This is a genomic window from Marinobacterium halophilum (assembly GCF_003014615.1).
Taxonomy (GTDB): domain Bacteria; phylum Pseudomonadota; class Gammaproteobacteria; order Pseudomonadales; family Balneatricaceae; genus Marinobacterium; species Marinobacterium halophilum.
On the sequence record NZ_PYGI01000006.1, the window covers coordinates 140,541 to 159,488 of the forward strand.

The 18,948-nt window shown below is 53.7% G+C and carries 18 protein-coding genes and 1 pseudogene; 9 read left to right on the forward strand and 10 right to left on the reverse strand.

Going from position 1 to position 18,948, the window contains the following annotated elements; genetic code table 11:
- Positions 1–77 precede the first annotated feature (77 nt).
- On the reverse strand, positions 78–644 hold the full coding sequence (efpL, locus tag CLV44_RS05865) for an elongation factor P-like protein EfpL (protein WP_106591173.1): 567 nt from the start codon (positions 642–644) through the stop codon (positions 78–80).
- Positions 645–792: 148 nt separating this feature from the next.
- On the opposite strand from efpL, the gene CLV44_RS05870 reads away from it, so the two are divergent.
- Positions 793–1,161 (forward strand): DOPA 4,5-dioxygenase family protein, encoded by a 369-nt coding sequence (locus tag CLV44_RS05870; RefSeq protein WP_106591174.1) that lies wholly within the window; start codon positions 793–795, stop codon positions 1,159–1,161.
- Here the strand turns inward: CLV44_RS05870 and ppsR are convergent, their stop codons facing one another.
- On the reverse strand, positions 1,162–1,980 hold the full coding sequence (gene ppsR, locus CLV44_RS05875) for a posphoenolpyruvate synthetase regulatory kinase/phosphorylase PpsR (protein WP_106591175.1): 819 nt from the start codon (positions 1,978–1,980) through the stop codon (positions 1,162–1,164).
- 244 nt (positions 1,981–2,224) lie between these two features.
- Here ppsR and ppsA point away from each other — a divergent pair, with 244 nt between their 5' ends.
- On the forward strand, positions 2,225–4,558 hold the full coding sequence (ppsA, locus tag CLV44_RS05880; RefSeq protein ID WP_425436400.1) for a phosphoenolpyruvate synthase: 2,334 nt from the start codon (positions 2,225–2,227) through the stop codon (positions 4,556–4,558).
- Between the two features lie 334 nt (positions 4,559–4,892).
- Here ppsA and creC read toward each other — a convergent pair whose 3' ends face one another.
- Together creC and creB are read right to left on the reverse strand one after the other, a co-directional pair.
- Positions 4,893–6,377 (reverse strand): two-component system sensor histidine kinase CreC, encoded by a 1,485-nt coding sequence (gene creC, locus CLV44_RS05885; protein ID WP_106591177.1) that lies wholly within the window; start codon positions 6,375–6,377, stop codon positions 4,893–4,895.
- A complete protein-coding gene (gene creB / locus CLV44_RS05890) occupies positions 6,374–7,039 on the reverse strand; it encodes a two-component system response regulator CreB (RefSeq protein WP_106591178.1) in 666 nt (221 codons plus the stop codon). The genes creC and creB overlap by 4 nt, the downstream gene beginning before the upstream one ends.
- A gap of 103 nt (positions 7,040–7,142) precedes the next feature.
- Here creB and CLV44_RS05895 point away from each other — a divergent pair, with 103 nt between their 5' ends.
- The 3 genes from CLV44_RS05895 to CLV44_RS05905 all read left to right on the forward strand — a co-directional run bounded on the left by CLV44_RS05895 (position 7,143) and on the right by CLV44_RS05905 (position 10,057).
- A complete protein-coding gene (locus tag CLV44_RS05895) occupies positions 7,143–9,194 on the forward strand; it encodes a marine proteobacterial sortase target protein (protein WP_170069276.1) in 2,052 nt (683 codons plus the stop codon).
- Complete coding sequence (locus tag CLV44_RS05900; RefSeq protein WP_106591180.1) at positions 9,191–9,775, forward strand: class GN sortase; 585 nt, start codon at positions 9,191–9,193, stop codon at positions 9,773–9,775. Before CLV44_RS05895 ends, CLV44_RS05900 begins: the two co-directional genes overlap by 4 nt.
- A 99-nt stretch (positions 9,776–9,874) precedes the next feature.
- Positions 9,875–10,057 (forward strand): tRNA (uracil-5-)-methyltransferase, encoded by a 183-nt coding sequence (locus CLV44_RS05905; protein ID WP_106591181.1) that lies wholly within the window; start codon positions 9,875–9,877, stop codon positions 10,055–10,057.
- A gap of 9 nt (positions 10,058–10,066) precedes the next feature.
- On the opposite strand, the gene CLV44_RS05910 is transcribed toward CLV44_RS05905, so the two are convergent.
- On the reverse strand, positions 10,067–10,951 hold the full coding sequence (locus tag CLV44_RS05910) for an AraC family transcriptional regulator (RefSeq protein WP_106591182.1): 885 nt from the start codon (positions 10,949–10,951) through the stop codon (positions 10,067–10,069).
- A gap of 37 nt (positions 10,952–10,988) precedes the next feature.
- On the opposite strand from CLV44_RS05910, the gene CLV44_RS05915 reads away from it, so the two are divergent.
- From CLV44_RS05915 to CLV44_RS05925, 3 genes are all read left to right on the forward strand, one after another.
- The gene (locus CLV44_RS05915; RefSeq protein WP_245912615.1) at positions 10,989–12,227 is read left to right on the forward strand and encodes an iron-containing alcohol dehydrogenase; all 1,239 of its coding nucleotides are present in this window, start codon (positions 10,989–10,991) and stop codon (positions 12,225–12,227) included.
- A 186-nt stretch (positions 12,228–12,413) separates the two neighbouring features.
- Positions 12,414–13,916: a diguanylate cyclase domain-containing protein gene (locus CLV44_RS05920; RefSeq protein ID WP_211298088.1), complete on the forward strand. Its 1,503-nt coding sequence runs from the start codon at positions 12,414–12,416 to the stop codon at positions 13,914–13,916.
- Between the two features lie 139 nt (positions 13,917–14,055).
- A complete protein-coding gene (locus CLV44_RS05925; protein WP_106591184.1) occupies positions 14,056–14,886 on the forward strand; it encodes a CvfB family protein in 831 nt (276 codons plus the stop codon).
- 4 nt (positions 14,887–14,890) lie between these two features.
- On the opposite strand, the gene CLV44_RS05930 is transcribed toward CLV44_RS05925, so the two are convergent.
- A complete protein-coding gene (locus CLV44_RS05930; RefSeq protein WP_106591185.1) occupies positions 14,891–15,937 on the reverse strand; it encodes an NAD(P)H-dependent flavin oxidoreductase in 1,047 nt (348 codons plus the stop codon).
- 247 nt (positions 15,938–16,184) lie between these two features.
- On the opposite strand from CLV44_RS05930, the gene CLV44_RS05935 reads away from it, so the two are divergent.
- A complete protein-coding gene (locus CLV44_RS05935) occupies positions 16,185–16,679 on the forward strand; it encodes a paraquat-inducible protein A (RefSeq protein WP_106591186.1) in 495 nt (164 codons plus the stop codon).
- A 130-nt stretch (positions 16,680–16,809) separates the two neighbouring features.
- Here CLV44_RS05935 and CLV44_RS05940 read toward each other — a convergent pair whose 3' ends face one another.
- The 4 genes and pseudogenes from CLV44_RS05940 to CLV44_RS17715 form a co-directional block, all read right to left on the reverse strand.
- Positions 16,810–17,292: a hypothetical protein gene (locus CLV44_RS05940; protein WP_106591187.1), complete on the reverse strand. Its 483-nt coding sequence runs from the start codon at positions 17,290–17,292 to the stop codon at positions 16,810–16,812.
- A gap of 360 nt (positions 17,293–17,652) precedes the next feature.
- On the reverse strand, positions 17,653–18,075 hold the full coding sequence (locus tag CLV44_RS05945) for a DUF4399 domain-containing protein (RefSeq protein WP_106591188.1): 423 nt from the start codon (positions 18,073–18,075) through the stop codon (positions 17,653–17,655).
- A 360-nt stretch (positions 18,076–18,435) separates the two neighbouring features.
- Positions 18,436–18,645 (reverse strand): annotated as a pseudogene (locus CLV44_RS17515) (integrase core domain-containing protein); the annotation flags it as partial.
- An 86-nt stretch (positions 18,646–18,731) separates the two neighbouring features.
- Positions 18,732–18,827, reverse strand: a complete 96-nt coding sequence (locus CLV44_RS17715; RefSeq protein ID WP_425436399.1) for a helix-turn-helix domain-containing protein — start codon at positions 18,825–18,827, stop codon at positions 18,732–18,734.
- Positions 18,828–18,948: the final 121 nt, after the last annotated feature.

Genomic DNA, 18,948 nt, shown 5'->3' on the forward strand with positions numbered 1-18,948 from the left:
GGGTTGGCGAATGGCCGTGTTATTTTAAAACAGGCACCAGCGGTGCCTGAATGTGTATCGCTGGTTGCTCGTTACACTTACGCGCGTGACAGGAACTTGCCCGTCTCGGTGTTGATCTTTACTTTTTCACCTGCTTCCAGGTACTCGGGTACCTGTAGTTCCAGACCGGTAGCAAATTTGGCTGGTTTGGTACGGCCGGTGGCGCTGGCTGCTTTCATGCCCGGCACGGTTTCAATGATTTCCATCACGATGGTGGAGGGCAGTTCGATGCTCAAGATCTCACCTTCCACCAGCAGTGCCATGATGCCGTCCATACCATCCATCAGGTAAGGTAATTGGGCTTCAATCGCATCGCTGTTGAGCATGTACTGTGCGTAGTCTTCGCTGTCCATGAACGTATAAAGATCGCCTTCCTTATACAGATAAGACACTTTGCGGCGCTCCAGTGCGGCATCCTTCAGCATTTCGTCGCCGGTAAAGGCTTCTTCGTATTTACCGCCACCGGGCAGCTTGTTGAAGCGCATGCGGTACAGGGTCTTGGCACCGCGTGCAGTCGGGCTGGAGACATCGATCTGCTGGACCAGCATATACTGGCCGTTGATTTCGACCAGGTTGCCACGTTTGACATCAGCCGCTTTCGGCATGTTGAAGCTCCATACATCTAGTTGAATGAAAACAGACTGCTATTCTATGAGAAAACCTCAGGCTGGCACAGATGGCGCGGCGGGATTTGTGATCTCCCACAGTCGCCGAGTACACTCGGAATTCAACATGCGGTAAACGAGAGCGACAATGACCCTTGAACACCCCGGCCGTTATCCGGTTAATTGCCATAAGGCCTATCATGCCCATATTTATTTCGACCAGAACAGTGTTGAACGCGTCACCGTGCTCTGTGCGGCGATTGCAGCTGACTTCGGGTTATCGGTTGGGCGTATTCACGAAAAACCTGTGGGACCACACCTGCGCTGGAGTGTGCAGGTGAGTTTCAGTCACCGTGATTTCGATGCGTTCATTCCGTGGCTGGACCAGCAGAGGGGCGACCTGGATGTGCTGGTGCATGGCGTAACCGGTGACAACTACAAGGACCATACCGATTACGCCTATTGGCTGGGGCAGCCTGCGGAGCTTGATCTGTCGATCTTCGAACCTTCCCGCTGATCAGCTGAGTCGACGCTTGAGACCTGATTCATTGATGATGCGGGTCGCAATTTCCTCAATGGAAAAGTTGGTGGTATTGATGCTGTTGATGTTCTCTTTCTTGAGCAGCCGTTCCACCGTACGTATCTCGAAGTCACATTGATCCAGTGAGGCGTAGCGGCTGTTGGCTCGGCGCTCGTGACGGATGGCGGCCAGCTGAAAAGGGTCGATGGTCAGGCCATACAGCTTGTGGCGGTGTTCCTGCAGGCATTCCGGTAGACGGCTGGCCTCCATATCTTCTTCTGTGAGCGGGTAGTTGGCGGCACGAATACCGAACTGCAGCGCCATATAGAGGCAGGTGGGCGTCTTGCCGCAGCGGGATACGCCAACCAGGATAATGTCGGCCTGGCTGTATTGGCGGGTGCGTGCGCCATCGTCGTTGTCGAGCGCGAAGTTGACCGAATCGATCCGGTCCTTGTAGCGCTCCATCTCGTTGATGGCGTGGGATTTGCCGACCGAGTAGGACGAGTGGGTCTCCAGCTCGGACTCCAGCGGCTTGAGAAAGGTTGAAAATACATCGATCTTGAAGCCGTTGCAGCTGGCCAGCAGGTCGCGGATTTCGTCGTTAACGATGGTGTCCAGAACGATCGGCTGTTTGCCGTCCTCTTCCGCCTGGCGGTTGATGCGCTCCACCACGGCTTGCGCCTTTTCAATCGTGTCGACATAGGGCAGGGTGATCTTTTCAAACCGGATTGCCTCAAACTGCGAGAGCAGGCTGTGGCCCAAAGTTTCGGCAGTAATGCCGGTACCATCGGAAATGAAGAAGGCGGTTCTTTTCATGTAACTGTCCTGATTGTCGACAATGTTGCGGGATTTCCCCTGAGCACGATGCGCTACTTTAGCAGAAAATAACGCCCATGTTCGTGTAGTTAAATTACATTTCGTCGAAGCCAAGATTTTTTGATTCTTCTGCAGTATTATCACGGCTTCGGTGAAAATAATAATAATGATCCTTACGTCAAACGGCTCAGACTCAGGAGAATTGGCTTTGCAGGATTACGTATTGCGCCTTGAACAGGCGGGCATGGGAGATGTCGACAAAGTAGGTGGAAAAAACGCATCTCTGGGTGAGATGATCCACCAGCTCAGTGACGCAGGTGTGCGTGTGCCGGGTGGTTTCGCCACCACCGCGCAGGCCTATCGCGATTTTCTGGCACAAAGCGGTCTGGCCGATCGCATTAACGAAGCACTGGACAAGCTGGATGCGGATGATACCCGTGCCTTGCTCGAAACCGGTGGTCAAATCCGCCAATGGATCATGGACGCCGAGTTCCAGCCGGCATTGGACCAGGCGATCAATGAAGCTTGGGCCGAGATGACCAATGGCGATGAAGTTTCCGTTGCCGTGCGGTCCTCTGCAACAGCTGAAGACTTGCCGGATGCGTCTTTTGCCGGTCAGCAGGAAACCTTCCTTAACATTCGTGGCCTGGATAACGTCAAGCACGCCATCAAGGAAGTGTTCGCCTCCCTGTATAACGACCGTGCCATTTCCTACCGTGTACACAAGGGCTTCGCTCATGCGGATGTGGCCCTGTCGGCAGGCATTCAGCGTATGGTGCGCTCTGAAACCGGTGCGTCCGGCGTCATGTTCACCATGGATACCGAATCCGGCTTTAATCATGTGGTCTTCATCACTTCCGCGTATGGCTTGGGTGAAACCGTGGTGCAGGGTTCAGTAAACCCTGATGAATTCTACGTCTATAAACCGACTCTGGCCCAGGGCGCGCCTGCAATTTTGCGCCGTACGCTCGGCTCCAAGGCGATCAAGATGGTGTACACCGAAGACGGCAGTGCTGGCAAAGCGGTTGAGACCATCGATGTACCCAAGGCCGATCGTAACCAGTTCTCCATCAATGATGCTGATGTCGAAGAGCTGGCGCGTATCGCCGTAATCATCGAAAAACATTATGGCCGCCCGATGGATATCGAGTGGGCCAAAGACGGTGACGACGGCAAACTGTATGTGGTGCAGGCGCGTCCTGAAACCGTACAGAGCCAGAACAAGGGCACCGTCATTGAACGCTACCTGCTGAAAGAAAAAGGCAAGGTGCTGGTTGAAGGCCGTTCCATCGGTCACCGCATCGGCTCCGGCCCTGTGCGTGTGGTCAGCGGATTGGATCAGATGCATGAAGTGCAGCCGGGCGACGTACTGGTCACCGACATGACCGACCCCGACTGGGAGCCGGTGATGAAGCGTGCCTCTGCCATTGTCACCAACCGAGGTGGCCGTACCTGTCACGCGGCGATCATCGCCCGTGAAATGGGCATCCCGGCGATTGTGGGCTGTGGCGACGCTACTGAAAAACTGAACGAAGGCCAGGTGGTGACCGTTTCCTGTGCCGAAGGTGATACGGGCCGTGCTTACGAAGGCAAGCTGGCATTCGAGCACCAGAGCAACAGCGTCGAGTCCATGCCCAACCTGTCGTTCGATATCATGATGAACGTGGGCAATCCGGACCGCGCCTTTGATTTCCAGTCTCTGCCCAACGCCGGTGTTGGCTTGGCGCGTCTGGAATTCATCATCAACCGCATGATCGGCGTACACCCGAAGGCACTGCTCAACTTTGATGAGCAGCCACGTGACGTGAAGCAGATCATCGAGCGCCGTATTGGTGGCTACGCATCACCGGTCGACTTTTATGTCGACAAGCTGGTGGAAGGCATCTCCACGCTGGCAGCGGCGTTCTATCCGAAGAAAGTGATCGTGCGCATGTCCGACTTCAAGTCGAATGAGTACGGACACCTGATCGGCGGTGACCGCTACGAGCCGAGTGAAGAAAACCCGATGCTTGGCTTCCGTGGTGCGGCGCGTTACATCTCTGACAACTTCCGTGATTGCTTCGAACTGGAATGCCGTGCCCTCAAGCGTGTGCGTGACGAGATGAAGCTGACCAATGTCGAGATCATGCTGCCATTCGTGCGTACACCGGGCGAAGCCAAGCAGGTTGTCGAGTTGCTGGAAGACAACGGCCTCAAGCGCGGCGAAAACGGCCTGCGCCTGATCATGATGTGCGAAATCCCGTCCAACGCTCTGCTGGCGGATCAGTTCCTGGAATACTTCGATGGTTTCTCCATCGGCTCCAACGACCTGACCCAGCTGACGCTCGGCTTGGACCGCGACTCCGGCATTATTGCTCACCTGTTCGATGAGCGGAACGAAGCCGTCAAGCGTCTGCTGGGCATGGCGATTGAAGCGTGCCGCAAACAGGGCAAGTATGTCGGCATCTGCGGCCAGGGCCCGTCTGACCACCCGGATCTGGCGCGCTGGTTGATGGAGCAGGGGATTAACAGCGTATCCCTGAACCCTGATTCAGTTCTGGATACCTGGTTCTTCCTGGCGAACGAAGAGAAAGCCTGAGCCTCTGAACAAAACGGGATGTTACGTTAGTGGCATCCTGCTTGTTCTACTGAAAACACCCGCCTGAGCGATGCTTGAGCGGGTGTTTTTGTATGGTTTGCGGGCGTATGTGTTTGCGGGCAATTCAGGCCTGTTTCGGTAGACTGGGTCGCTAAAGTGGTTGACCAGTGGACTGCAGCATGGACAAGCGAAACCTCATCGAAACGGATCTCCATACCCAGTGTATTACCCTGTCATCATCGCAGCTGGCTGGAGCATTCAGATCCAAGGCCTCTGTGCGCAAGGAGTATATGGTCAGTGTGCGTGCCTATTAATGGCGGTCAAATCGTTCCGGTTACGAACGAATATCACGTTGTTCGCTCTGGTACTCACTCGGCAGCCCAAGTCGGAACTCCGTCACATTAGGCTCAACCTCGGTCTGCCGGCGGTAGCTTAGTTCGCCACCGTGTAGTTGCATGATCTCATGAACAAAGCTGAGGCCCAGGCCGCTGCCTTTGGTGCCATCAGGTTTGGGCAGGCAGTAGAAGCGCTGGGTCAGTTTTTCTTCGGCAAAGGCGGGTACGCCGGGGCCGCTGTCCAGTACTTCAATGCCGATGCTTTCATCCGTTTGCTCGGCGCGAATAATAACGCTGCTATTGGCTGGCGCGAACTCGATGGCATTTTTGACCAGGTTGCCTAGTGCATCGCTCAGCAGGGCGAAGTCGCCGTAAATATTGAGTCCTTCCTCGCATTGTTTGTCCAGCATGACCTGATGCTGCCGAGCGTAGTATTCAAGGCCGCAACAGACATTATCCATCAGATCGGTCGCCGCGAAATAGCGCGCATCGTTCAGGGTGTTCTGGTATTCAATGGCGGCCAGATCCAGCAGTCGTTCGATCAGGGACTGCATTCTGGAACCCTGTTCGATGATGTTGTTTAGAAAGCGGTTACGCTGCTCGTCCGTCATGGGCTCTTGCAGCAGTTCGGCCGCACCTCGAATCCCGGCTATGGGGGATTTGAGTTCATGGGTCAGACTCTGCACGTAATCGGCCACGTATGACTTGCCTTCCAGCGCCACGCGCATGCTCTCCAGCGCATCGCCCACGCGACCCACTTCATTGTTGCCCAGCGGCGGCAAAGCCACGCGTTTGCCTTGAGAAACACCCAGTGCGTAGGCTTCCAGCCGGTGCATGGGTCGTGTGATCCAGAAGGTTATCAGCAGGCCGACCAGCAGGGTGGCCAGTGCGATAGCCACCGAGGTGTATACCAGGTTGGTGCTCAGGTGAGCGATAAAGCGGTTGATGTTGCGGGTTGGTTTGCCGATGGCGACCACGCCGATGATGTCCCCTTGATGGAGCAGCGGGCTGGCGATGTAGAGCCGCTCGCTGGTGGGGTCACCCATGTCATCATCGGAGCTTCTGGCACCGTATTGGCCCCGTAAGGTCAGGTAGACATCACGCCATTGTGAGTAATCCTTGCCCAGGTCTTGCTGCCCTTCAGAGTCGAAGATGACGGTACCGCCGGCATCTGTTACGTACAGGCGGATATCAACATCGGTTTTCACCAGGTCGTAAATACGGGCATTCAGTGGGCGTGTCTTGATGGTGGAAAAGGTTTTTGCCAGCAATCCGGTGTCGATCTGGACATTGCCGTTGGCATCGACCTGCACGGCTTGCTCACCAATCCAGGTGGCGGCAAATTCACTGAAGTCGACCAGAATATCTTCCTGTGCTTCCTGATAGCGGGGTTCCAGCTCATCCAGTACCCAATACACGACGCTGCCCAGTCCGCTAAGAATGCTGAGCAAAAATACAACCAGCAAGCGCACACGCAGGCTCATGCCGGTGTCTCGAAGCTGTAGCCGAGGCCGCGATGGGTGCGGATCGGGTCGCAGTCGGTGTCTACGGTACGGATTTTTTGGCGCAGGGTTTTGATATGGGTATCAACAGTGCGGTCGAAGCTGCGTTCCGGTTCTTCCCATACTTGTTCCATCAGCTGGTCGCGAGAGTAGATGCGTCCGGGGTGCGTCATCAGCAACAATAACAGGCGGTATTCGTAGCGGCTGAGATCCAGCAGGGAATTATTCAAGGTGATCCTGCAGCTTTCGGCATCATGGTTAAAGCCGTTGGCGGTGACAGTTTGAGAGTGGGGCTGGCGCAGGCGGGCGCGAATGCGGGCGGTGAGTACGCGGGGGCTGAACGGCTTTGTGATGTAGTCATCGGCACCGAGCTCCAACCCCAGCACTTGGTCGATCTCTTCGTGGCGTGAAGTAAGAAAAATGATCGGTACCGAAGAGGTCTGGCGAATACGGCGGCAGATATCAAAACCGTTCATGTCGGGCAGGCCGATATCCAGCAGCACCAGATCAATCGATGCCTGTTCGAGTGTCGCTAACGCCGCTTGGCCAGTGGTGGCCCAATGCGTGTCGATATGTTCGGTCTGGAGTGCATATTGCACGGTATCTGCAATCGATGGTTCATCTTCAACAATCAGCACCAGCATGGGGCGTGCCCTCACAATTCCATTGCTCACTTCACATTCACTTCATACTTTCCTCAAATCAGTGGCCGATTCTGTCGGTATCAATCGGATGGAGGAAGTAAAGATGGCTACGTTATCACAAATCAGCAGGCTGCCACGGATGTTAGGCGCGGTGCTGTTGCTCTGCCTGCAGGTTGCATCGGTCAGTGCGGAATCGCTCAAGGGTGGTGACGTTACTCGCGGGTCACTCGTCTCTCGCGATGAAGCCGGTCAGGTCGCGGAGATGCCGTTGCTGGACACTCAGGTGAAGATGACCGTGACAGGGCCAATTTTGAGAGCCGAAGTGACTCAAACCTTTACCAATCCCAGTGACAGTTGGAGCGAGGCACTGTATCTGTTTCCGCTGCCCAATGAAGCGGCAGTCGATCATCTGCAAATGATCATTGGTGATCGCATTGTGGAAGGTGAGATCAAGGAGAAAGAAGCGGCAAAAGCTACCTACGAAGCCGCTAAAACCGACGGTAAGCAGGCGGCACTGGTAGAGCAGGACCGTCCCAATCTGTTTCATACCTCGGTGGCCAATATTCCGCCCAACGGAAAGGTGACAATCAAAATCGAATATCAGCAAACACTGGTCTGGCAGGATGGTGCCTTCTCTTTGCGTTTTCCGCTGGCGATCACACCACGCTATGCCGGTATGACAGAACCTGCACGCCGTGAGATCAAAGGTGAAATCAGCCTGGCGAACGGCTGGCAAGTGTTGCCCGGTGAGCGTGAGACGCGCATGGTCAACAGCGTTGACGAGCAGTCGGTGCAAGGCAAAGTGGCGATTGAAGTCGTATTGCAGCCGGGGTTTGAACTGGATTATCTACGCAGTCCGTCTCATAGCCTGGAGCAGGCGAGTGATGAAACAGAGCAACAGGCGTTGAGTGTGCTGATCGATCAGTCCGATGAATACAAGGACTTTGTATTGAATTGGGCGCCGGTGGCGTCTGCCCAGCCGAGAGCGGCCTTTTTCTCTGAGCATAAAAATGGTGAAAACTATGGGTTGCTGATGCTGATGCCGCCTCAGGACATTGATGCAAGTGCCGTGAATCGTGAGGTGATTTTCGTGATTGATACCTCAGGTTCCATGGGTGGTACCTCAATGATCGCCGCTCGAGAGGCACTGAAAGCGGGCATCAACGGGCTGTCGTCGGGGGATGCTTTCAATATTGTCGAGTTCAACTCCAGTACGTCCGTACTTCACCGCCGCGCGGTTGCAGCCAGTGAGCCTAACAAGCGTCGTGCGCTGCAGTTTATTGAGCAGCTGGACGCTGATGGCGGCACTGAAATGCGCTCTGCGCTGGAAGCGGCCTTGAGTCGTGATGATGACTCTCGACGATTGCGTCAGGTGATATTTATTACCGATGGCAGCGTGTCTGATGAGCGTGGGCTGTTCAAACTGATCAATGACCGGTTGCAAGGAACACGTTTGTTCACGGTGGGTATCGGAAGCGCGCCCAACAGTTTTTTCATGGAAGAAGCCGCTGTGGCAGGGCATGGCACGTTCACCTACATTGCCACGGCTGATGAGGCGCAAACGGTGATGGAAAATCTATTTGACCGTTTGGCACAACCGGCGTTGACCCATATCCGGGTTGCTGGTGCTGATGTGCATGCGGTGATGCCCACGCAAATACCTGATCTGTACGCAGGTGAACCGTTGGCCGTAGCGATGAAGCTGGAATCAGGCAGTCAGCAGGTTGAGATAAGCGGTCGTATCGGTGATGTGGCCTGGTCGGAAACGCTGACCGTGCAACCGTCGGATGAAAGTGCAGGTGTTGAGATGGACTGGGCACAACGCGCCGTTCAGGACTGGCGTCGTGCATATCTGCGCGGTGAGTCACAGGAACGTATGCGTAACGCGATTGTCGAGTTGGGGTTGAAGCATCATCTGGTGACGCCGTACACCAGCATGGTGGCGGTTGATAAAACACCGGTGCGATCTGCTGCAGAACCACTTACATCACAGGCGGTTCCTACTGCCAAGCCGCACGGACTGCAACTGGCGCTGGCGCAAGGGGCAACCGGTTATCAGTGGACGCTGATGATGGGGTTGGTGCTGTTGCTGGTGGGCGGTGGCTTGTTGATTCAGTTGCGTCGACAGGCTGGTGACAGCGAGTTGCAGGCATGAGTCAGCGAATGATCAAGGCCGGGCTGGTGGCAGTATTCGCCATCGGCCTGCTGCTGACCGGTAAGGCGCTCTGGATACCCGCCAAGGCTCAGTTGGCCCAGTGGCTACTTGCCGATGCGTGGGAGCAGTCTGTGCAGACGGGTGAGGCGGTCAAGCCATGGCCCTGGGCCGATCACTGGCCGGTTGCGCGCCTTCATCTGCCGGACCTGAACATCGACCAGATTGTATTGGCTGGCGACAGCGGTAATGTGCTGGCATTTGGCCCCGGTGAGAACATGCAGGCAAAAGCACTGGCATCAGCGGCCCGTATTATCAGTGGTCACCGTGACACGCATTTTGCCTTTTTGCGGGATGTCGAGATTGGCCAAACATTAACGCTGGCCGATGCCGGTAGCCGCTCAACCTTTCGGATTGAGTCGGTTCAGGTGGTGGATTCGGCCCATGTCAGGCTTACCCCCGAGGCGTATCCAAAGGGACTGATATTGGTGACCTGTTACCCGTTCGACACACTTACGGCAGACGGGACACAGCGGTTGGTCGTCATGGCGTCCCCGATAGCTGTACCGGAACAGAAGGGCTGAGCCGTTCAAGTTTGCGTGTGCAGGAGGGCGTTGTTCAGGATCGACAATTGAAGCGTGATTGCCGATGATAGGTGCAACACCCTTTCAGGAGGTCCAGCCATGTCTGATGGTAAAGTGGTTGATTTCGCCGCTGCCGGTGACAAGCACCGACACAAGCGCCAGCATGAACGTAAGGAAAGTCGGGTTGAGACAATGCGCGAACGTTTTACCGCGGCGTTGCCTGACAAACCGACGCCAGTGAAAGACTACTTCAAGAAAAAACGGGCGAAGAAAAAGCGTTGAGCACACGGCTCAGGCGGCGGGTGATATGCCGCTGCTGTCTTGGGGCGAACAGCCGAAATAGCGTTTGAACTCGCGGCTGAACTGGGTCGGGCTCTCGTAGCCGACCTGGGCGGCGGCCTGTTTTACCTTGATGCCGCTGTCTTGCAGTAGCTCGCGTGCGCGAGTGAGTCGCAATTTCTTCAAGTACTGCACCGGTGACGATCCGGTGGCCTGGCGAAAGTTGCGGTGAAACGATGACGTACTCATGTTGGCCAGTGCCGCCAGTTGTTCCACGTCGAAGGCATCCTGATAGTGACCGTGAATGTGCTTCAAAACACGCTCCATCCGCGCAAGGTGGGTATTGTGGCGCGCCAATGCAAACAGCGGGGTGGCCTGTGCGCTGCCCAGAATCAGGTACAGGATTTCGCGTATCAGGCCTTCACCCAGCGCCGCTGCGCTCAGTGGCGACTCAAGGCACTGGCATAGCTTCAACACGGAACATTCAAACCCCTCAGTGACCCGGCCGACGTACAGGCTGCGATGGTTGGCGATGCGATCCACTTCCGCTGGTATCCGATGATGCTCATCAAACAGGCGCACCAGCGGCTGCAGCAAATCCATATTGATATCGATGATCATGGCCAACAACGGTTCCCCGTCAGTGACCCGTGTTTCGCACTCGGCAGGAACAGGCAGGGTCATTACCAGGTACTGATTCGGGTTGTAGTCGTAGACATGCTCATCCAGGTAGACCCGCTTGGCTCCCTGCGCAACGATGATGATGCCCTGTTGGTAGCACATCGGCTCCCGCGGCAGTGCCTGACTGGTTTTGTATACACCGACGCCGGGTAAGCGGGTTGGGTTGTAGCCTTCATTCAGGGCCAGCGGGGCCAGAGCTTGTGCCAGTTCGGTCATTGCCTGTTCCTTTCTATCGTGATTGATAGTTTTAGGCATGATTGTAGCAGTAAAGCACATTTACGGCTGCGCTCAGGTGCGTAAAATTATCACTCAGTTGAACCAACGGGAGAACGAGATGCAAGCCTTCGATTACCACAACCCTACCCACATTGTTTTTGGCCCGGACCGTTTGGCCGAGCTGGATAATCTGGTGCCTCAGGATGCGCGGGTGATGGTCCTTTACGGCGGCGGCAGTGTGAAAAAGTACGGCACACTGGACAAGGTGTTGGCGGGTCTGGGTGAGCGTCATATCACGGAATTTTCCGGTATTGAACCCAACCCCCGTTTTGAAACGCTGATGCGGGCCGTTGATCGCGTGCGTGCCGACAATATTGACTTCCTGCTGGCGGTTGGTGGCGGCTCGGTTATGGATGGCACCAAATTTGTCGCGGCAGCGGCGCTGTACAAGGGCGATGAAGTCGAGCTGCTCGGTCACGGCTTTAACCCGCTGCCGATTGAGCAGGCATTGCCGCTGGCCACCGTCGCAACCCTGCCGGCGACCGGTTCCGAAATGAATATGGGTGCAGTGGTAACCCATCAGGGCGGTAAATTCCCGGTGATGAGTCCGCGTCTATTCCCGACATTTTCGATGCTGGACCCCACATTGACTTACTCGCTACCTGCCGTCCAGGTTGCCAACGGTGTTGTAGATGCCTTCGTTCACGTATTGGAGCAGTATGCGACGTATCCTGTCGGTGCCGAAGTTCAGGATCGTACTGCAGAAGGCATTCTCAAGGCGCTGATCGAAGTCGGGCCGAAAACTCTGGCGACACCGGATGATTATGCCGCGCGGGCCAATCTCGTGTGGAGTGCAACATGCGCCCTGAACGGCTTTATTGGCGTAGGTGTGCCGCAAGACTGGAGCACACATATGATCGGCCATGAGCTGACGGCGATCTTCGGTATCGACCATGCGCAGACGTTGGCAGTGGTATTGCCATCCCTGTGGCAGGCACGCAAGGCGCAAAAGGGTGCCAAATTGTTGCAGTATGCCGAGCGGGTATGGAATATCACTGAAGGCAGTGAGGATGCGCGTATTGATCTGGCGATCAGCAAAACGCGGGCGTTTTTCGAATCACTGGGCGTGAAAACACGCTTGTCCGACTACGGCGTTGCTTTCGAACAGATCGATACGGTGGTGAATGCGTTGGAGTCTCACGGCATGGTGGCACTATCGGAAACCGGTGATCTGGATCTTGAAGTGAGCCGTTATATCCTTGAGCAGGCGTTCTGATCAATCGTTGTAATGGGCGGGGGTAATCGCCCCCGCTTAGGAATTCTGTCTTCATAGGCAATGAGAGTTTGAGAGTCCCGTACATGTTGGCTAATATCAGGGCAATGCGCTGTTAGCGTGTCTATCGGTCTCTAGTTTACTTGGCTCATGATTATGGATGATTTTTCTGCCGGGAACGTTCCGCATATGGGGCTGAGCGCCGGCCTCAATATTGAGCAGCTGCTGCAAACCCTGGCAAACAGCGAGTGCGAACTCAAACAGCAGGTCAGGCTGTTTTCCGCCATTATCGATGCATTACCCAATCCTACTTTCGTTAAGGATAACGATGCGGTCTTTATCGCCTGCAATAAGGCCTACGAAGAAGCCTTTGGTATATCGCGCGAGGATTTTATCGGTAAAACAGTACTTGATTTGTCATACCTGCCTGAAGCGACGCGTCTCGAATTCCAGCGCGCGGATCAGGCATTGCTGCAGCAGAGGGGAGAAACCCGAGAAGAAATCGAGCTTGCCTTTGCATCCGGGCCACCCAAAACGGTGCTGTATCAGCGCAGAACCTTCGAGCTGGGTGAAGGCTTGGGCGGTGGTATGCTTGGCATCATCATTGATATCTCTCAGCGCAAGCAAGCAGAAGACTTTGAGTGTTTTCGCAGCCGGATTCTCGAAATGCTGGCAGGAGGCTCCAGTCTGGAACTAACGCTGCAGGCGATTGTACAAGGTGTGGAGTCATTGCATCCGAATATGCTGTGCAGCATTTTGCTGGCAGACAGTGAAGGTCGATCGCTTGTCGATGGCGTTGCGCCGAGTTTGCCCGATTTTTACACAGAGGCTGTGAACGGCGTGCCGATCAATTTCGGCGTTGGCTCCTGTGGTACGGCTGCATTTACCGGGGAACGTGTTATTGTCGAAAATATTGCGACGCACCCGTATTGGGCTGAGTTTAAAGACTTGGCTGCCCGCGCAGGTTTGGCGTCCTGCTGGTCTCAGCCTGTTCATTCAAGTACAGCCTCCCTTCTGGGCACCTTTGCCATTTACCACCGTACACCTGAGACGCCGAGCGATAGCGAGATCGAACTGATCGAACACATCGCTCGTTTGGCCAGCATCGCCATTGAAAAGACCCATGCTGAAAGCACTATTCGTCAGCTGGCGTTTTATGATCCTCTAACGCAATTGCCTAATCGACGGATGCTGAGTGATCGGTTGGTCGAAGCGATGGCCGATAGCCAGGCTTCAGGGAGCTATGCTGCGCTCATGCTGCTGGATCTTGATAAGTTCAAGCCGTTGAATGATGTATATGGGCACTCGGTGGGAGATCTGCTGCTGGTTGAGGTTGCCGAACGACTTGTTGGCAGCGTTCGATGTATGGATCTGGTGGCACGCCTGGGTGGTGATGAGTTTATCGTGGTGCTGGATAACCTGGACCCGGACTTGTCACGCGCACAAAGTAAGGCCAAGGCGGTGGCTGAGTCTATTCGTGACACCCTTGCCAGACCTTATGCCCTCACACTACAGCAGGAAGGGCATATGCCGAAATCAATCACATACCAGTGTTCGCCCAGTATTGGGGTGGCGTTTTTTCTTGGGTGTACGCTGAGTCAGGAAAAAATACTGCACCGCGCCGATCAGGCGATGTACAAAGCGAAGCAGTCCGGTGGCCATGCCATTTGCCAGTTTGATTCCTGCGATTAACACGGCGGCGTTGTGCTGCATTCTCGGCCGTAAACTCAGGTATACTCCGCACAGCACCCCGAGGGGTGCCTTTTTATTGTCACTGCAGCGGCGGTATTGTCCGGTGTAGTGGATTTGCAGCGTAACAACGGGGTGGTACATGGCCGAGACGGGGCAGTTCAACAAGCTGAAAGTTATTCGCGAAGTCGAGTTCGGCGTTTATCTGGAAGGCGGGCGTGATGGCGGTATTCTGCTGCCTAAATCCGAAGTGCCGGAAGGGACTCGTTTGGGCGATAGCCTTCAGGTGTTTGTGTATCTGGATTCCAACGACATGCCGATTGCCACCACTCGGCGGCCGCGTGCTCAGGTTGGTCAGTTTGCCAGTCTGAAAGTCGTGGATGTGAACCAGATTGGTGCTTTCCTGGATTGGGGGCTGCCCAAGGATCTGTTCCTGCCATTTAACGAACAGCTCAAGCCGCTGACCGTCGGTGATTATGTCACCGTGTTCCTGTATCTCGACAATACCGACCGTATTGCAGCGACCGCCAAGCTGGAAAAACATCTGGAAAGCGGTGAGGACTACCCCCAGGGGCAGCTGATTGAATTGCTGGTCGTGCGTCCGACGGATATCGGTTACCAGGTGATTATCGACAACCGTGCCATGGGGTTGCTGCACACGCAGGATATACATCGCCCCGTCCGTTCTGGTCAGCGTATGCCCGGCTTTATCAAACAGGTGCGTGAAGAAGACGGCAAGGTTGATGTCATGCTGGAAAAACCCGGCTATGCCCGTATCGACCCGCTGGCGCAGCAAGTGCTGAAATATCTTGAGACCCGTAATGGATTCTGTCCGCTGGGTGACAAGAGCGACCCCGCGGCCATCTCTGAGACCTTCGGTGTCAGCAAGAAGGCCTACAAGATGGCGATTGGGCAGTTGATGAAGGCCGGTCGTATCAGTCAGGACGAGCGCGGCATCCACCTCAAGGGCTGAACGGTTATATCAGTAAACCGCGGGAGAGCATCGCAATCAACTCGGCGGCGGGCACTTCGCGACAGCCCCGGGTATTCTGCCCGGCCCACAAGGGTGTGAAGTCTGCACTGCCCATGCGTTCGGCGTGGGCCCGTAACGGCGCAGATGCTGCCGTTGCAAACGGAAAGCAGGGTGCCTGGGGGTTGATCGGGCCCAGTTCATGGATCATCCTGTTGACGATCCCGCGCGCCGGTCGGCCACTGAAAATATTGGTCAGCGCGGTTGTGTGGGCGGCTTCGCTTTGCAATGCGGCACGGTGTACCGCTGATGTGTTGGTCTCGTGGCACAGCAGAAATGCGGTCCCGACCTGCACACCGGCAGCGCCCAGCAGCATTGCAGCATTAACGCCTTTGGCATCGGCGATACCTCCGGCTGCAATGACGGGTACCGTTACAGCGTTCATGATCTGCGACAGCAACTCGAAAGTACCTGTCTGAGTGCTGATGTCTTCACTCAGGAACATGCCGCGATGTCCACCGGCTTCAATACCTTGAGCGATGATGGCATCGACTCCGCGTGCATCCAGCCAGCGTGCTTCTTCAACTGTCGTTGCGGACGAGAGTACCTTGGCTCCGGTGTCACGTACCTTCTGCAGTAGTGAAGACTCGGGCAAACCGAAGTGGAAGCTGACGACCTCCGGTTTCAACTCACACACAACCTCTGCCATTGCCTCATTAAACGGCTGCCGCCCGGCACCACCGATGTTTTCCGGCATGCCGATACCCAGTTCTTCATAGTAGGGTCGGAACTTCTCCAGCCAAGCCTTTTGGCGTGATTCATCCGGCTGAGGCTGAACGTGACTGAAGAAATTGAGGTTGATCGGTTTCAAAGTATGTTCACGAATCTTCAGTACCGCTTCACGTACACCTTCCGGTGTCAGCATGGCGCAGGGGAGTGATCCCAGCCCGCCAGCGGCAGACGTCGCAGCTGCCAGTTCCCAGCCCTGAACACCCGCCATGGGTGCCTGGATGATCGGCAGGGAAATATTGAACAATTTGTACAGTATGGACATGGATACTCCAGTCAACCAGCAATCGGCAGCAGTTTTTTGCCTTATAACTGTTATTAATATGTAATTGAACACAGTAACAAAATGAATAGTGTGACAAAATAATGCTTTAGGTGGTGATTTTTGTAGATCTGCATGTCGCTCTATGGCTGCGCCACATCGGGCATGGCAGGGTGTGTTGAGGCTGCAGACTTTACTGATGATAACCTTTAAGCTGATTTCCATCATTACAAAATTTTAAAGGCTGATAATGAGTAGGGTGAAGTGCTTTATTTCAGAGGAGATCATCTGGGTAGTAGCTTGTGTGCTATTCATCGCAGGGATTAGTCTTCCCATGTTCACTTTTCACAAACTGATCGTATTCAGCGATGAGTTTTCTCTAATCAGTGCAGTTGTACACCTCTTTCGAGAAGGTGAGATTTTTATATTTTTAATTTTATTTATATTCAGTATTGCCATACCAGCCGTAAAACTTTATTTAATAGTCCGGTTAATAAAAAATAAAGAACCTGATAAAGAAAAGAAAGCCCTTATGGTAAAGCGTCTTGCTATTATCGGTAAGTGGTCCATGGCGGATGTATTTGTAATATCTATTATTGTTTCCACTATAAAGCTGGGCGTTATTGCAAGTGTTTCGGTCCACGTTGGTATTATATTTTTCGGGCTTTCTGTTTTACTATCCATGCTGCTGGTGCAAAAACAAATGGCAGGTTATGAGTTCAGAGCCAAAGCGGGAGCGAGGTGATATCTCTGTTTAAAGTGCCAAGGCGCGTATCAACCTTGTCGAGACAGGTTGCCTTTCAATGGCAGCTTTTTGTGGTATCAAACCGGCGTGTAACGATACAGGCCGGTTCAGTGTTTACTGGTGTGTCGGATCAGTAGAGATCCAGTAGGCGTGTTCTGAAATCACTTGCGGAGCGTGTCATGTACCAGCCGTTAGTGATTGTCAAAGTCGTGCCGTCCAGTGAAAATTCGGACTTATAATCGTCGTATTTTTCCTTGGGTTCAACCACGATATGAGTCATTTCGGCTATTGCTTCTTTGTAATCGGCGTCGTCTTTGCAGATGGTGGACAGTGCTTCGGCTGTGGCAACGGTACGATCGCTTAGTTGAGTGTAGATCCATGCCGGTCGAATGCCTTTTTCCTGGATGATGTCGGCATTTTTTGTGGCCATTTCATCTACTGCATCCCAGGCAATACTCGCTTCCAGCTGAGGATTGCCACATGCTGATTTCAGATCGGTAATAGCTGTTGCAATGTTTTGCTCAGCAGCACGCAGGGCTTTTTTTTCTTGAACACCGGCATTGGCGTTGAGTGCAACGCTGGCGAGGCAAAAAATAGTAAGTGCTTTTTTCATGATTCCTCCATGATTGATGAAAGTATTTTCATTCCTGTAAGTTCAAATTTCGTACCAGGCATGTTTTTAAAATTACCGAATGGCTTCCGCAGGCTTGATTGTTAGAATCGTCTGCTTATATTAATATTTTTTGAAGTATATGCAGGAGATTAATATAAGGAGGCCGTTGGGTGGCAATTTGTTCGATATTTTTCCATAAAAAATTTTACTTTTCAATGACGCCAGACTGCGACGTAGACGTGAAGTGTCAGCAGTATTGCCGCTTACTGAGAGGCGTGGCGCTTTGATCGCAGGTACGGTTTTGTCATGCAAAAAAAGAGCGGACCTTCCAGGCCCGCTCGGGAAATGGCAGATTTCAGGTTATTCCACGGTTACGGTTATTACCTCAGATGCGACCGGAGGATTATGTGGTGCATGACCCATGTCGCCCAGAATAAGCTGCAACGTGTGCTGGCCTGGTGTTAGGGTGATAGTGGTTTCCGTCTGGCCACCACCAAAGTGCATGACTTCCTGGCCCATTGCTTTTCCGGCCATGGGAGCTTGCTCCCCGTCGACCATCAGATGATGATGCCCGGTATTGGCTTTGTCTGTACCCGCGGGTGCAACGCCCATACCGCTGAGGCCGAACTGTACGGTGAATGTTTCGCTGACGGTTGCGCCGTTTTCAGGTGAAATGATATAAACTTTGGCTTCTGGTGCAGATGCACTTGCTGCTGTTTCGGCAGCCATGGCTGTTTGGCTGATGATTGCGGTCATGCCTAGGGCTAAAACTGTCTTGAACATATATAAACTCCTTTTATTTTGATTTATTGGCGAAGAATGGCAGGCCAATACGAAATACTCGATAAATAATCTATATTACTTCCTTTATTTTGTCCAATATAAGCTGCGCCTGTGTTGTTTTTTGATACTGGCTGTTTAGCGAAACTTTTACATCCCGGATGATTATATAAAGTATTTCAATGCATTAGATATATGTTTTTGTTAGTGCTGGTTCCCGTGGGGTGCTTTCAGGGCTTTTTTTAAGTGATGTCCCGGGTGATTGTATAGGCATTTTTCAAATGCATTAGGCTAAGTTGTAAATACATGGTGGGTGACAATCGTTTAAACTATCACCCGGGATGTAGAATCTAAGTGTGAATGCTAAACACGTTGTTCACGCAGTTTCGGTATTCGAGACACCGGCGGTAGATTTCCGATACAGCCATGAAGGCGTTGTTTGTTGTAGTGATTAATCCAATCCGTCAACGCCCAAGTCCTTGAAATGTCGTTTGCGTAAGGCACAGCGTACGCCCACTCCCGGATCATCGTTTGTATAAAGCGCTCGGCCTTGCCGTTCGTTCTGGGCGTGTAGGTCGGTCGAAGCGCGGCAGCTTCTTGATGTCCATATGCAGCATGTCACCCGGCTTGGGGTACTCGTAGCGCTGCACAGATTGCACCTATTCAATACCAGCTAAACCTGCCTCTCGGTAGCGAACAAGCCACTTGTACACTGTGTGCGTGCTGATACCAAAAGTGCTGGCGATGTGACGCACCGGCTGTTATTTACGGAGGGCTCGATCCTAGATTGCCATCATAAGTGACACACGCCTGCCCGCCAGATATTCCAACGGAGAAATATACTCTAACGCTTTTCTTGGTCGCGCGTTAATCAAA